Below are 15,435 nucleotides of genomic sequence, written 5' to 3'. Positions count from 1 at the left end.
ACTTATGCCCTTTTCTTAGGCAGGTTTTCTTCTTTCGAAGCTAACTGTTGTAATAAGTTACTCGACAGCAAAATCCCCGTATGAATTTGTTGTAAATCATCCACACGTGATTCCTGAGTCAAGACTTTGATTGTATTGTGATCGTTAAAACGGAAATGGCATATCAGTTGGTTAGTTTCTGCCAATTTCACCATCTGCGGTAAAGTCAGTTGCATCAAGATATCTGCCATCTCGTCATTGATTCCCAGACGAAACATCGCAGAAGCTTTTTCATCATTAATTAAGCGTTGCGCCAGTAACAAATAAGACAGATTAATGTCATAAATGTGTTTGAGTAATTCAGAGGTACCCATATTTCCCATCCCGACAGGCTATGTTTAAAACATAAGTTAGGTGATAGACCATATCGCCCAGTTCGAAAATCACTCTCCATTGATGGCATAAAAAACTATCGGTGCCAGATACTGCGAGTTACTACCTTATCATTTCTTATTCGGGCAATCGTTACTTGACTTGCCAACTTTGCGCATCACGCTGAGAATCCGTTCATCCGTTGCTTTTTCGTCCCACCCTGAAGACTTGCTCCAATCAAAGCATAGGATTAATCCTAAAACAGCGCAACTGTACCGCCTAACCCGTAGCACACACAACGCGACTGAAGAATAATTCTGGCCATTATGTGATACAGATCACATAAATGAAAGCATTATGAGCTAAACCCTGTCTGGTCTGATCACTTTCATGCTTATTTTTACGCAAAAAATGCGCACTAAACATTACAAAAAAGAGCATTGAAAATAATAAAAAAGAAACAATTTGATTGCTATGTAAATGATACATATAAAAAAATCCGCTGCATTCAAAAAGACACACGGTTATGTAAGTTTATACTTTTCACTAAAAATTTACACTTTTTACCAAAAAAACTCTTAACTGCATGTTCTGAAGCAAAATTTATCTATCCTCTACAAGGATACAGTCACAACGACAACAAAGCATACCGGTCTAGCAGCAAAAGAGAGCTAAGACATTACCGTATTGATATTAAAGAAATTAGTGATTTCATGGGATTGGGTGCAGGCACTGCAGCATGAAGTTATCCGCGGCTTCAACGATCTCAAACATCACGCTACAGACAGTACCTTCAGGACGATATGTGAGTTGGGTCACAAAGGCATTTACCGATCGCTTTTAACAATTCGATTAACCAGCCAAATACCTGAGCATACCAGGACGAGTGCAAAGAAATATTTCCACTCCAGAATGCTTTCATTAAGAAACAGTGCTGACAATAGCGTACCAGAGACTGGGATAAGGAAATTAAATGGTGCGACCATACCGACACGATTATATTTCAGCAATTGGCTCCATAATGAAAAAGCGACTGAAGAAAGCAAAATAAGGTAACCTAGCATCAGTACAGCTTTCCAATCAGGTATGATGAGTGTCCCGCCAGTACAGTACCCAGATATCGTTAAAATGATCCCACCAATAGCCAGTTGATAACCGGTCATCACCGTTGGATCCATCGTTTGTGATATACGCTTACCATATATAGTAGATGCAGACAAAATAAATGCAGCAATAACAACGAACCCATCACCTAGCAGCGTAAAACCAATGTTCATTCCGTTACTGTTGATATTAACGACCATAACACCAGCGAAACCTAATATACAACCAATTAGTTTGTTAATATTTAATTTGTCATTTTGGTATAAATAATGAGCAAGCAGTACGCTGAAAAAAGTACTGGTTGCATTCATGATCGAACCTTTAACACCAGTGGTATAAGCCAGACCGATATAGAAAAAAACATATTGCAACGATGTCTGGAATATTCCCAGTGTGGTCAACTGGACTAACTGCCCACGCTGAAAGCGCCCGATAGACCGCCCGCTTAACACAGCAAGAACCAAAAGCAGCAGCCCAGCGAACGCGAACCGGTAGCCTGCAAAAACGAGTTTTCCAGGAATATCATTATCTGCAATGTGAAACAGCTCATAGCCATTTTTAATTGCTGGATAAGCGCTTCCCCAGAGCAAACAGCATAATGTGGCAATAAAAAAAACAACTTTTTTATCAGAAAAAAAATGCGTGCGCTTTTCCAAGAAAAATTCCTCCGAAGATAGATTTGCTATAATAGCGTTGAACCTCGGACAAATAAAGTTAGGAGGCAGACTCTCTTTATTTTTTATTATCAATCTGTATGATTTCGCATCACATATTTCCCTTTTCTTTTTAAAGAGTTAAAAACGTGATCGGGATCGCATCGAATTTTATTAAGGTTTCTCAATATGTGCCGATTATCTTTTACATTGGTTGTTTAGCTAATGAATTGTCATTGATGTAGATACTAAAACCTAAACGCCAATGCCGCAGCGGGTGGCATGGTAAATCATAAGTTCCTGAGAATGAGCGAATGGATATGAAAATAACTTCAAGGTCTGAGCAGCACGCCGAGGCTGGCATGCTGAGCAATTTACGGCTAGTTCCCTTATTCATCATTATTCTGGGTGGTATTATGCTGTTATTTGCAGCATCTATCGGTACATCCAGCTACTTTCTACAAAGCAGCAATCAGTCATTAGACGACGTCACACAAGAAATCGATACCCGAATGGGGATCTCAAACAGTTCCAACCACCTTCGCACCGCACGCCTGCTGCTAATTCAGGCCGCAGCAGCAGCTCGTATTGGTGATTCGCAGGTCTTCAACGACAACCTGAAACAGGCTGAGCAGCGTCTGGAACAATCAAAAAAAGCCTTCACTGTTTATGAACAACGCCCAGTTAAAACACCTCAAGATATGGCGTTGGACGGCGATCTGCGTAAGTCCTATGACGCGTACGTCAATCAAGGTCTTATGCTGATGCTCACGGCTGCAAAACAAGGTCTGTTTGAAGAGGTTATCACTCTCGAATCCGAAGAAACTCGGGTTTTAGATTTAGCCTATAACAAATTTTTGCTAGAGGCTGTCGCTTACCGCACGCAAAGAGCGAAAGAACTAAACGAAACTGCGCATAAAAATGCGCTGCTTGGATATTCGTTGATGGGCGGCAGTTTTGCGCTGGCTACCATTTTAACGCTTCTGACATTCTTCCTGCTGCGAGGGATCCTCATCAAACCAATAAATCAATTGGTCCTGAGAATTCAGCGTATTGCGCAGGGTGATTTGACTCAAATGTCAGACTGTTATGGTAGGAATGAAATTGGCACACTAGCCAGCAACGTTCAACAGATGCAGTCTTCTCTGGTCACTACCGTCACGACTGTACGGGAAAGCGCAGACTCTATTTATCAAGGTTCGACGGAGATTTCATCCGGTAACACAGACCTTTCCTCACGAACCGAACAACAAGCCGCAGCGCTTGAACAGACCGCGGCAAGCATGGAGCAATTAACCGCAACGGTGAAGCAAAACTCAGAAAATGCGCATCACGCCAGCCAGCTTGCGGCAAATGCCTCAGGAAAGGCCAAACAAGGCGGTGAAATCGTCGCAAACGTTGTGAACACGATGAACAGTATTTCTGGTAGCTCAAAGAAAATCTCTGAGATTACCAGCGTTATTAACAGCATTGCTTTCCAAACGAATATTCTCGCACTCAATGCGGCGGTTGAAGCAGCCAGAGCAGGCGAACAAGGTCGCGGTTTCGCCGTCGTAGCAAGTGAAGTTCGCAGCCTCGCACAGCGCAGTGCGCAAGCCGCAAAAGAGATAGAAACGCTGATTTCTGAATCGGTCAACCTAGTCAATAGTGGTTCTGTTCTGGTTGATAATGCGGGCCAAACCATGAAAGAGATCGTCGATGCCGTCACTAACGTCACCGACATCATGGGTGAGATTGCTTCTGCTTCTGACGAACAAAGTCGAGGAATTACTCAGGTTGGTCAGGCGATATCTGAAATGGACAGCGTGACACAGCAGAATGCTTCACTCGTTCAGGAAGCCAGTGCTGCCGCGGCATCGCTGGAAGAGCAAGCAGCGTTACTTACCCGTGCAGTTGCGACATTTAAGTTATCCAGCCATTTGTCAGCCCCTACCCGGCCGAACGCTCTGGCTGCTAAGGGACGTTCATCACTCGCCCTTCCCCGCCAAGCCAATACGGAAAACGGTAACTGGGAAACATTCTAATCCTGGATACCAACGTCACTGCGAGCATTGTTCACTCGGACAATGCTCGCATATTGGCATCATCCCATTTACTCTTTTTCTGGCAATATCTTTGGTTCAACAAACGTACCGTCTTTGCTATCAACCTCATTGAAAAACCAGATGCCAGCTGGGTAATCTTTTAATGCAACTAAATACATTATCCCTTCCTGAAACATATCTACAGCCAGAATCGTCCCTTCACGGCGCGTCTTCCCATCAGTTTTAACCGTAACCAGATCATTAACTTTCATAAATTTATCTCAAAATAGCTTCTAACATCAAAAAAACAGCATTATCATTTACAACTACGGTAGGAATAGTACCTATATGAAATGATTAATTTTATTTGTTTTTAACTACGCCATGTTGACCCTCTCTGTCATTCAATATCGATTATTCAGGCAAAAATTGATCGTTTCTATCCTAGTACATCCGACATATTCGCAAAAGAGATTAAAAGTTGAACGAACAATTGAACGTTAATGAACAGAGAGATAACGGTGAGTCAGACTACAATCAAGTCATAACATCAGAATGGACAAAACTGATAGCCACGACCTCACAAAAATCTTTTAATCTACTGCGAACCCTCGCCGATCAGAAAGCCTCCGACTTTGCTGACGCGTTCTACTCCTACATGCTCAAAGATCAAGAAGCCTCACTGTTTCTTTCCAGCCAGCAAGTCCATGATCGGCTCCATGGCTCTATGAGCAAATGGATTGTAGATATTTTAACGAATACTGGAGACCGTCTGGCAGACCTGATTAACCATCAAAAGAAAATTGGTCAGATTCATGCGCGTATTGGCATTCCTGTCGATCTGGTTGAGCGCGGTGCTCGACGTTTAAAATGGCACCTTTACGAAGACATTGCGAAGGTGGCAGAAGATAAAGCGCTATGCTTTGATGCCATGCGTTTCGCTTCTATTTCCATGGATATCGCCATAGAAATAATGAGTAAAACCTATTCGCAATCGCACGATCTGGCCGCTAAAAATGAAGAATCCTACCGGCTATTTTCTATTCTGGAAAATGCCAGCATGGAGAGAGAACGCCAGAATGCCTCGCTGCTAAATTGGGAAAATGCTTTTATTTTTAGTGTTGCTACTGGCACTCCCCTTTCCAGCATCCAGGATTTGAGTGATTCAGATTTTGGTCTGTGGTTTAACCATAAGGGGAAATCCAGTTTCAGTAACGTTCAGGGAATTCGTACTATCGCTACAATCATGACTGAAACGGATGAGTACATTCGCAGCTATAGCAACACCGCGCTGCTAACGCAGCAGGATTACGCCCCGCTACTTAAAGCGGTTAGAAGTAAAATCTATAAAATAAATATGCTGTTAGGATCGCTATTTGACGAAGTCCAAAAACTGGAAAGCGGCAAGGATACCTTGACTCTTCTGTTAAACCGTCGCTTTCTGCCAACCATTCTCCGACATGAAATATCGCTGGCAATGCACTCAAGCACCTCGCTCAGCATCGCTATGATTGATATTGACCACTTTAAATCCGTCAATGACACCTATGGCCATGCCGCTGGCGATAACATCCTGAAAAGAATTGCGGAAATTCTGTATGAGAGCACACGAAACAGCGACTATGTATTCCGGTATGGCGGGGAAGAATTCATGATCGTGCTCATTGAGACGCCCAAGGTTGCCGCTCACACCATCATCGAGCGGCTAAGAAAGAAAATTCAGGATCACCCGATTCATCTTCAAAATGGTGGAAGCGTTACGATGACCATCAGTGCAGGCATCGCCGTGTATAGTGGCCATCCAGATTATGAATGTCTGATAAAAGCAGCGGACGATGCGCTCTATCAAGCTAAAGCCAACGGCAGAAACAGGATTGAATACGCGCCGGAATAACTATTCTATCTTATTGCAAACCTGCGTTGCAGCTCACACCTGAAAAGAATAGCGCCCTATTCATCATCGCAGGTTTACACCATATTCCTTACCAAACAGATGAATTCCCCTCCATTGAACAAATTCACAGCATGAAAACGATAAACCAACGATTTTACTAACCAACCCGCCAGAAATTTGATACATATTCAATAAATAAGCATGATCGTCGACAATGCGTCATGCAGTAAATTTTTTATACTCTGATCTTATTTTACACTGGGGAGGAACGAGCATTGCAGCGACAGCAGGTTTCATCGTCACGAATTGATTCAATTGGGTATGACCCAAAGACGCACACGCTTGAGATAGCATTTCATAACAAAGATATCTATCAGTATGTCGGTGTGCCTGAATCTATCTATAAAAAATTTATTTCTGACGCTGTCGTCTCTAAGGGCCGTTTCTTTGATGGCGTGATAAAAGACAAATTCCTATGCCGAAAAAACAAGTAGGTAAAAATCTAGCAGCAACCGTTTCGCTACTCTTCGCCGTCTCTTAACGGCGAGTAAAAGAGTGGCTTTACACCGCATCAATTTGCCATTTCATCCAGCAGCCCTGCCTTCCAAAATCGCAACTAATCATGTGAATTAAATATAAGTGGCGTCATGTAACGATGTCGGTTAATCACGCGCATCGTTCGTTATACTACAAGAACACTTGCAGGTGATGTTCCCCTTTCTCTAGCACAATTCCGACCTGTTTCTTCTCTGCATCGAATAGCATATCCCTGCCATCCAGTATTACCTTTGATATCCCTTGGCACTGATGGCGATCGTTCACGATCTGGATACAATAACGGCTCTCACCCACGACCACCTGAGCCTCAAAGCCAGGCCAATCATCGGGAATACAAGGTGACAGTATCAACTCACTTCCTTCACGGCGGATCCCTAATATTCCCTCAATGCCCGCTCGATACATCCACCCTGCCGAACCGGTATACCACGTCCAGCCTCCCCGTCCCGAATGTGGTGCCACCGAATAAACGTCTGCGGCGATAACATAAGGTTCAACACGGTAGCGGGCGATTTGTTGCAGTGTCGAGCCATGATTAATCGGATTAAGTAAAGTAAACAGATCCCTTGCCTTATTCCCCCGCCCCAATTTGGCAAACGCTAATACTGACCACATCGCAGCATGCGTGTATTGACCACCATTTTCACGTAACCCCGGTGGATAACCTTTGATATAACCTGGGTCGTGCTCAGCACGATCAAACGGAGGCGTAAACAACAGCGCTAGCCCCTCGTCTTGCCGAATCAGATGCTGTTCCAGCGAGGCCATGGCCGTCGCCGCTCTTTCTGCATCAGCAGCGCCAGAAAGTACTGCCCATGATTGGGCAATAGAATCAATGGCACACTCATCATTGCTGTGACTACCCAGCCATGTCCCGTCATCAAACGTTGCCCGACGATACCAGGCACCATCCCAGGCCGAACGTTCAATAGCTTCCCTGACAGATTCGGCATGATCGCGCCAGCGGGCCGCACGAGTGGCATCATATCGTTCAGCCAACGGTGCGAAGCGTGCGATGGTATAAATCAACAGCCATCCAAGCCACACGCTCTCACCTTTACCCTTCTCACCAACGCGGTTCATACCATCGTTCCAGTCACCGCCGCCGATAAGGGGTAAGCCGTTTTGTCCGGTCAACTGTAAACATTGATCCAGACCGCGCGCGCAGTGTTCAAATAGCGTCGCCGTGTCAGCCGAAGGCATCGGCTGGAAAAATGCGTCATGCTCCCCCTCAGCGACAGGTGGTCCCTCCAGAAAACCAATTTGTTCAGTTAGTACGTCATAGTCCTGGCTAACCTGAATATAGTTCGCCGTGGCAAACGCCAGCCAAACACGATCGTCGGAAATTCGTGTTCTCACCCCAGCTCCCGAATGCGGTAGCCACCAGTGCTGTACATCACCCTCGGCAAATTGCCGCCCCGCAGCGCGTAATAGGTGCTGACGCGTTTCCTCCGGACGAGAAAAGGTTAAGGCCATGCCATCCTGTAACTGGTCACGGAAACCATATGCGCCGCTAGCCTGATAAAAGCCACAACGCGCCTGAATACGAGAAGACAGCGTTTGATAAAGCAGCCATCCGTTGAGCATGATATCCATGGCGCTATCGGGTGTTTTCACGCGGATCGCCCCGGTTACCGATTCCCAATGCGCTTCTACGTCATGTAAAACCGCATCCAGATCGATCTGCCGGTATTTCTCCACCAGCGTTCTGACCAGCTCAACAGACGCCGCCTGCCCGATAAACCAGACAATCTCAACCTCCTCGCCGGGCGCAATCGTCACCGCCGTCTGTAACGAACAACATGGGTCAAATCCCGCAGCAGTATTCCCCGACAAGGGGCTCTGGTTTACCAACGCTAAAGGCGCGCGCATATGCCCATTACGCCCGAGAAACTCCGTTCTGTCTGCCGTCAGCGACTGCTGGCTACCCGCCAGATCGGAAAAGCCAAACCGTCCGGGAAAACTACCAGACCACGGATTCCGTACCAACACCGCGCCCGTTTGTGAATCCACATGGCTTAACAAGTAAGGCGCGCTGGCGCTACGTGATGTGCCCAGCACCCATTCTGCATAAGCAGTAATCGTCAGCTGCCGCGTATACATAGAAGTATTGCGCAATCGCAAACGCGAGATCTTTATCGCGTCGTTCAAAGGGACATACTGCAACAACATCGACTCGATATCATTGGCAGCATGGGTAAAACGGCTATAGCCAAAACCGTGACGTGCAACATAGCATCCTCCGTCATTAATCGGCCATGCCGTAGGGGTCCATAGCACACCACTCGTCTCATCGCGGAGGTAAAGCGCCTCGCCGCCGGGATCAATCACTGCGTCATTGCCCCAGGGCGTTAATTGATTTTCACGGCTATTTTCTGCCCAACTGTAGCCACTTCCCTGCGCCGAAACCTGAAAACCAAACGTTGGATTGGCAATCACATTAATCCACGGCGCGGGCGTAGTGTGTTCAGCATCTAGCACCGTGACATATTCCCTGCCTTGCCGATCAAAACCGCCAATTCCATTAAAGAATGCCAGCCCTTCAGGACGAGCAGTGTTATCAGGCTGGGATTTTGGTGGGATGAGACTTACCGTTCTGACGTCCTTATCAGGATGCGGAATGAGTGCCAACTGATGGGAAATCGGCCCACGACGTGCAATCAGCGAGACACGGGCGATTGATAGCAACAGCGCTCTTGCTTCTACTGACATTAAATCAGCACGTAGCGCAAAGACCTCTCCTCGTGTTGATTCACCGCCAAGGCGGGCTCTTGATTGGCTGCTACGAATGGCCGTTTCAATCGCTATCTGCAAATCCTGGATATAGGATGAGGAACGTTCGTTAACGATCACCAGATCGACATTCAGTAACTTCATTCGCCAGTATTCATGGGCCCTTAATAGCTGATGTACCTGCGCTATATCGTCAATGTCATCAATACGCAATAACACAATCGGCAGGTCACCAGAAATAGACAGTGGCCACAGTTCGGATTGTTTACCTGCGCCCTTCACAATGGATTCAGACGGCGCACGAAAACGGGGATCGGCATAAATAATTGGCGCCGCCAGACGCTGAAAATCTGCCGCTTCCTCAGATTTCACGCCGAGATGGCGCAACTGCACCTGAGCCTGCGTCCAGGCAAACGTTTTATCCCGCTCATAGGCGCTGCGATCGTGGTGCTTATCAATCACATCAATTAACGCTTCGCGGGAAGCCGCCACCACGGTCCAAAATGCCACTCTCACCGTTTTACCGGCAGGAATTTTTACCTGTTGACGGAGTGAGAAAATAGGATCAAGTACCGTACCGGTGGTATTCGACAAGACTTGATGACCCAGAATGGCATCGGCTGTCATCACTGATTTACCCTTGCCAATAAAACGCGCCCGGTCTGATTCATACTGCATCTTGCTGCCAATGGCCCCTTCCAGCACGACAAAATGTGCGGCCCAGACGGGGGATTCATCCGGCGTTCGTGGGCGTCGGGTCGCAATCAGAGCAGAGAAGGCGTCCAGATAGTCTGTTTGTACGAACATGCGGGAAAATGCAGTATGTGCAGAATCAGCACTGGGCGGAGCCAGCACTATTTCCGCGTAGGATGTCAGTTCGATATCGCGCTGGCGGCGTCCACTATTTGTCAATGTGACACGGCGTACTTCCCCATCGCTCTCCCCCGATACCAACACATCAAGCGTGGTGGTCAGAGAACGTTCATGACGGATAAACGACGCGTGATCTTCACCAAAAACCACCTCATAACGATGCCTTGGTTCACCCAGCGCATTACCGATCACGCTGGGTGAAACAGGGACATGACCCACGGATTCACTTAGCTGACGTTGTTCACCGGCGGACCAGATTCTGTTGCTGCGCATATCACGTAACAACACAAAACTTCCCCAGTTATCTTGAGTCGTGTCTTCACGCCAGCGAGTAATCGCTAATTCACGCCAGTGGCTATAGCCGGAGCCCGTCGTAGTCAGCATCACCGCATAGCGGCCATTAGAGAGCAGATGTGTCATCGGTGCCCCCGTCGGCGATGCGGAGAATCGCCGCAACATGGCAGCCTCATTGCGGCTTTCGCCTCCACTGGCCTTCACCTCTTCAACCTGAGGCTCGGCGAGTGCCACCTGCGTCGGCAAACGTTCCTGTAACAGTAGCTCACAGGATTGAATCATTGGTTCGCGGTGGAAACGGCGGCGCATACTCCCGTCATGCAGGGTATTGGCGATCGCGATCAGCGTCATCCCCTGATGGTGCGACATAAAGCTATAAACGATAGCCACTTTTTTGTTATCCGGCAGACGAGACGGCGTGAAATCAAGCGCCTCATAGAAACCATAGCGGCCCGATGCCCCCATATCAGCCAAACGCGCATAGTTTCGGCAGGCAGCAAGCGGGTCCACCATGGTTGCCAGGCCAGTCGCATAAGGCGCGACAACCAGATTGTCTGCCAGCCCACGCTTTAAACCTAAGCCAGGTACGCCAAAATTTGAATACTGATAGGTAAAATCTATATCCCGTGCATTATAGGCCGATTCGGAAATCCCCCATGGCACGGATAACGCTCTACCATAAACCTGCTGTTGCGCCACAACCGACCGCGTGGTTTGTTCTAATAAACTCCCCACAGGAGCACGCATGACCAGCGATGGCATTAAATATTCAAACATCGATCCCGACCATGACATCAGCGCCAGCCCGTGAGCAGTGCGCACAGCCGAACGCCCCAGACGGAACCAGTGACGCGTACTCACATCCCCTTTGGCAATGGCAAACAGACTGGCTAATCTGGCCTCTGAAGCCAACAAGTCGTAACAACTCACATCCAGTTGGTTTTCTGACATCAAATAGCCAATTGATAGCAATTTGCGTTCGGGATCGACAAGGAAGGCAAAATCCATCGCTATCGCCATCTTACGGGCGCGTTCGGCCACTACACGCAGGCCTTCCATCAGAGATTCGGATGCTGTCGTAGAACCGTGCAGCTCACGCTCATGGGCGGTCAACATCGATGTCGTCGCATTAATCCAGAAGATGGACTCCGCTACCTCATCTTCATTGGCCGGCATTAACCGCGTTTGCGTCCGCTGTAGTAGTTGCTCCAACTGCACTATCATTTCTGGTAACAGGCGATCCGATGGCAAATGGCTATTTCGCAAACTGTCGATTTTATCTAACGACCGGAGCAGGACGGATTCATTCTTCGTTGCTTGATGAAGCAGCAGTGATGTACGGATCAGTTGCAGGTGGTCAGCCAAGGATTCCCGATAATCCGACAACACATTTTCTTCCCGCCAGAGTTCACAGGCATTTGCCAGAACGATCAAATTCCCTGCCAAATTGCCACTATCCACCGAGGACACATAAGCCGGTTGCAGCGTTTGTAGATCCCGCGTGTCATACCAGTTAAAAAAATGACCGCGAAAACGCGATAATCGCTCCATGGTGCTCAGTGTCGCATTGAGCCGTTCAACCACCTCAGTCAGGCCAATCCAACCAAAATCGCGCGCTGCTACGGTAGACAGTAAATACAGACCGATATTGGTTGGGGAAGTCCGGTGAGCCACAACCGGTTTCGGTTGCTCCTGAAAATTATCCGGCGGCAAATTGTTTTCACCTTCAGTAACAAAGGTTTCAAAAAAGCGCCAGGTACGTCGGGCGGTCAATCGCAGCGCCTGTTTATCTGCCTCACTAATGTTTTCCTGACGCGATATTGAGCGCTCACGACTCACTTGCAGTGCCAGGGCTGGCGCCGCCAGCCACACGATGCCAAGCGATAGCCAAAGTGGCCAATTCTGCGGAGTCATTAACCACCCGCCACCCACCGCCGCCACACCGAGTAACACCCCGCCCAGCATTTGACGATAAAAGCCCCCCAGCGTCAGGCGGGGACGGCGACCCGACTGCGCGGCCGTCGTCCATTCAAGTAAATGCTGGCGGGTAATCGTTAGCCGTATCAACGTGCGAATGAGTGCATCAAGCGCCTGCCTGCTATGATCGGCAAGAAAGACAAAAGAGAGCACGACCTGCATGAACGCGAGCTTAAGATCGCGCAATAAATGCCGGATAGGCTGGCTTTGACTCAGCGACTGTTGTCGAGTTATGCCACGCAAACCGCGTGCGATAACATCCCACAGCGCGGGCAGGCAGGAGGGAAACGCCAAGACTAGCAGGACGATAGCGATGCCCTTCCATGCCATATCAGGCGGTAGCGCCGCACATCCAATCAGCATCAATAGAAGGCTTGGAGCGAGCAACGATCGGCGCAAGTTATCAATCATTTTCCAGCGCCCCACCGCGGGTAAATGCACCGTCGTACCTGACGCTGACGGTATCCGTCCCAGAATCCATGGCAGCAACTGCCAGTCACCGCGCGTCCAACGATGTTGTCGTTTGACGATCACATCATAACGTGAGGGAAAGGTTTCGATTAATTCAACATCAGAAGCCAGCCCCGCACGGGCATAAATACCCTCAAAGAGATCGTGGCTGAGTAGGCTGTTTTCAGGAATACGGTCTTTGAGCGCGCGTTCAAACGCATCAACATCATAGATACCTTTACCGGTATAGGACCCTTCGCCAAACAAATCCTGATACACATCAGAGATCGCCGCTTCATAAGGGTTAATTCCCCCCGGTGCCGAGAAAATCCGCTGATATAAGGACGTTTCATGCCCGGCAGGCAGAGATGGCGTAATGCGAGGTTGTAAGATGGCATATCCCGCCACAATATGTTCCCCGTGGCGATCCCAGCGCGGTTGGTTGAGAGGATGAGCCATTTTGCCAATCAGTTTTAAAGCCGTATCCCGCGGCAAACGCGTATCCGCATCCAACGTGATCACATAGCGAACATCAGCAGGAACATGAATGTGATGACCGTCTACCGAAATAAAGTGGGTATCCGTCGCGCCGCGTAATAACCGATTAAGCTCATGCAATTTCCCCCGTTTACGCTCCCAACCCATCCACACATTTTCCGAGGGATTAAAGACCCGGCGACGATGCAATAATAAAAATCGATCGCCCGCAGGTCCTTTCCCATAACGCACATTGAGCTGTTGTATGGCGAGTAATGCCTGCGTCAACATGGGTTGATCGCCCGCAAGGTGTTCCGTTTCGGCGTCTACACCATCAGTCAACAATGCAAAGGTGATATCACCCTGCCCACCGGATAAGTAGTGAACCTCAAGCTGTTCTACCTGCTGTAGTAGATCTTGTGCGCTGGACAACAGCGTTGGCACTACGACTAATGTCCGGCAATGGCTGGGCACGCCTTGCAACAACTCCAGCCCAGCCAACGGTGCTGCGCCAAATAGCCAGGTGACCAGGCGATTAACCCAGGAGGTCGCGACGTCAGAACAGGGAATGATACAGATCAGTCCCATCACCACAAGCCAGGCATTCGACACCGCAGGTGAAGACAACACTATGCCGATGCCCGCCAGTAAAAGCACAGTGAAAAACGCGATAGCACCAACATAGCCGCGCATGCCACCACTCAGGGTAAAGCGATTGAATCGCAGTAGAAACGCGGGCTGAAAATCGATCGCCTCTTCAAGCTGTGGCCTGCCCTCCGCAATGAGATAGTAACCCAGTTCACGCTTACGTTCGGTAAGCTCGTCAGAATGCGAAGAAGCGGGCACCTGTTGTGCCAGTAAAAGCGCTTGTTCTGTAATATCCAGTTCAGAGCTGGGTGCCTGACGCGCGAGTTGTTCAATCGCGCTGCGGTATAAATTTCGAGTAGGGAAATCCATTGTCGCAAAGTCACTGTTCGCCCGCAGACATGCATCAACAAGACTCACGCTTTCGAAAAACTCAGCCCAATCGATATCCGAAATTAATCGCATACTGGTAATGATATTGCGCACAGTGACATTAGAAATGCCCAGGCGCTGCTGAGCGTGTTGCACGACTTCTTCTGTTGAACTTCCCTGCTGTTTTAGCCGTTGTTCAAGCCACCCTAATGCGGGCGTTGTCTTTGGATCCTGATCGCGTAGTCGCTTGACCAACTGTGCCGCAAACGTCTCCGACAGAGGGGCATCGTTATCAGAAGAAAGAATATAAGCGGAGAGATAGCTATTCGTTATTTCATCGCCTCGTACGGCGCCAGCTTCACCGGATTGCAAAAGTTCATTGGCAACCCGCTCAGCATCTGCGCGAGCCTTGCGCCCGACAGTCATCTGGTCAGCCAGACGCCGCAGATTTTCTATCAACACAATGCGCAAGGTGATAGCCACAGCCCATAGCTCACCGATCGTCAGAGGCTGAACATCCTGATATGCCATAATGAAGCGACGTAAAGCGATGGGGTCAACATGGCTGTCAGTATGAGTAATAAAAGCCCATACCAGCCCAAATACCCGTGGATAACCAGCAAAAGGGCCTTGTGACAGTTTGGGTAGCTGGCGATAGTAACGAGGCGGCAAATCTTCACGAACTTCACGAATTTGCGCGGAGACCAAATGGTAGTTATCTAGTAACCATTCAGCCGCAGGCACGACACTGCCCCCTTTATCCAGCTCTTGAGCACTGGCTCGGTAAGAGGCCAGTAATACTTTCGCATTATCATTCAAACGCTGGTGTAACGAGATCACATCAGGTGGCGATAAGGTCACAGGCTGTGCACTGGCTAACGTGCGGCCATGTTGCTCTAAGCGCTCCATGCCGAATAGATCCCCTCTGACGGGAAGAGTGTCATTCCAGGGCGACGCAACATCTTGGCGGGGGAAGGAAAAGTGGCGGGAAAATATTTTCATAATCGCCTTTTGGTCTGGATGCAAAATACGCACTGACCACCTTAAAGGTAACGTTCAGAAAACCAAGCAAACCTTATTGATCAGGATT

The 15,435-nt window shown here is 48.4% G+C and carries 7 protein-coding genes; 3 read left to right on the top strand and 4 right to left on the bottom strand.

What is annotated here, in order from left to right; translation table 11 throughout:
- Nucleotides 1–2 precede the first annotated feature (2 nt).
- Together flhD and EO763_RS08435 are read right to left on the bottom strand one after the other, a co-directional pair.
- Nucleotides 3–353 carry a flagellar transcriptional regulator FlhD gene (gene flhD, locus EO763_RS08440; RefSeq protein ID WP_044205838.1) on the bottom strand — a complete coding sequence of 117 codons (351 nt, stop codon included), beginning with the start codon at nucleotides 351–353 and terminating at the stop codon, nucleotides 3–5.
- Nucleotides 354–1,178: 825 nt separating this feature from the next.
- Entirely contained in the window at nucleotides 1,179–2,111 is a 933-nt protein-coding gene (locus EO763_RS08435) for a DMT family transporter (protein WP_039520120.1), read from the bottom strand.
- Nucleotides 2,112–2,422: 311 nt separating this feature from the next.
- On the opposite strand from EO763_RS08435, the gene EO763_RS08430 reads away from it, so the two are divergent.
- On the top strand, nucleotides 2,423–4,132 hold the full coding sequence (locus EO763_RS08430) for a methyl-accepting chemotaxis protein (protein ID WP_161528680.1): 1,710 nt from the start codon (nucleotides 2,423–2,425) through the stop codon (nucleotides 4,130–4,132).
- Between the two features lie 68 nt (nucleotides 4,133–4,200).
- Here EO763_RS08430 and dsrB read toward each other — a convergent pair whose 3' ends face one another.
- Nucleotides 4,201–4,404 (bottom strand): protein DsrB, encoded by a 204-nt coding sequence (dsrB, locus tag EO763_RS08425; protein ID WP_103162884.1) that lies wholly within the window; start codon nucleotides 4,402–4,404, stop codon nucleotides 4,201–4,203.
- A 209-nt stretch (nucleotides 4,405–4,613) separates the two neighbouring features.
- Between dsrB and EO763_RS08420 the strand changes: the two genes are divergently transcribed.
- Together EO763_RS08420 and EO763_RS08415 are read left to right on the top strand one after the other, a co-directional pair.
- Entirely contained in the window at nucleotides 4,614–6,026 is a 1,413-nt protein-coding gene (locus EO763_RS08420; protein ID WP_044205829.1) for a diguanylate cyclase, read from the top strand.
- 275 nt (nucleotides 6,027–6,301) lie between these two features.
- Nucleotides 6,302–6,520: a KTSC domain-containing protein gene (locus EO763_RS08415; protein WP_010297369.1), complete on the top strand. Its 219-nt coding sequence runs from the start codon at nucleotides 6,302–6,304 to the stop codon at nucleotides 6,518–6,520.
- A gap of 193 nt (nucleotides 6,521–6,713) precedes the next feature.
- Here the strand turns inward: EO763_RS08415 and EO763_RS08410 are convergent, their stop codons facing one another.
- Nucleotides 6,714–15,347 (bottom strand): glycoside hydrolase family 94 protein, encoded by an 8,634-nt coding sequence (locus EO763_RS08410; protein ID WP_161528679.1) that lies wholly within the window; start codon nucleotides 15,345–15,347, stop codon nucleotides 6,714–6,716.
- Nucleotides 15,348–15,435: the final 88 nt, after the last annotated feature.

The sequence above is a fragment of the Pectobacterium odoriferum genome (genome assembly GCF_009931295.1).
Taxonomy (GTDB): Bacteria; Pseudomonadota; Gammaproteobacteria; order Enterobacterales; family Enterobacteriaceae; genus Pectobacterium; species Pectobacterium odoriferum.
The sequence above is the reverse complement of the archived record's forward strand: the minus strand, read 5'-3'. Positions and strand labels throughout refer to the sequence as shown.

Bases quoted from the DNA above. Each gene is read 5' to 3' on its own strand.
- dsrB (WP_103162884.1), bottom strand. From the start codon at position 4,404: ATGAAAGTTAATGATCTGGTTACGGTTAAAACTGATGGGAAGACGCGC.
- flhD (WP_044205838.1), bottom strand. From the start codon at position 353: ATGGGTACCTCTGAATTACTCAAACACATTTATGACATTAATCTGTCT.
- EO763_RS08410 (WP_161528679.1), bottom strand. From the start codon at position 15,347: ATGAAAATATTTTCCCGCCACTTTTCCTTCCCCCGCCAAGATGTTGCG.
- EO763_RS08430 (WP_161528680.1), top strand. From the start codon at position 2,423: ATGGATATGAAAATAACTTCAAGGTCTGAGCAGCACGCCGAGGCTGGC.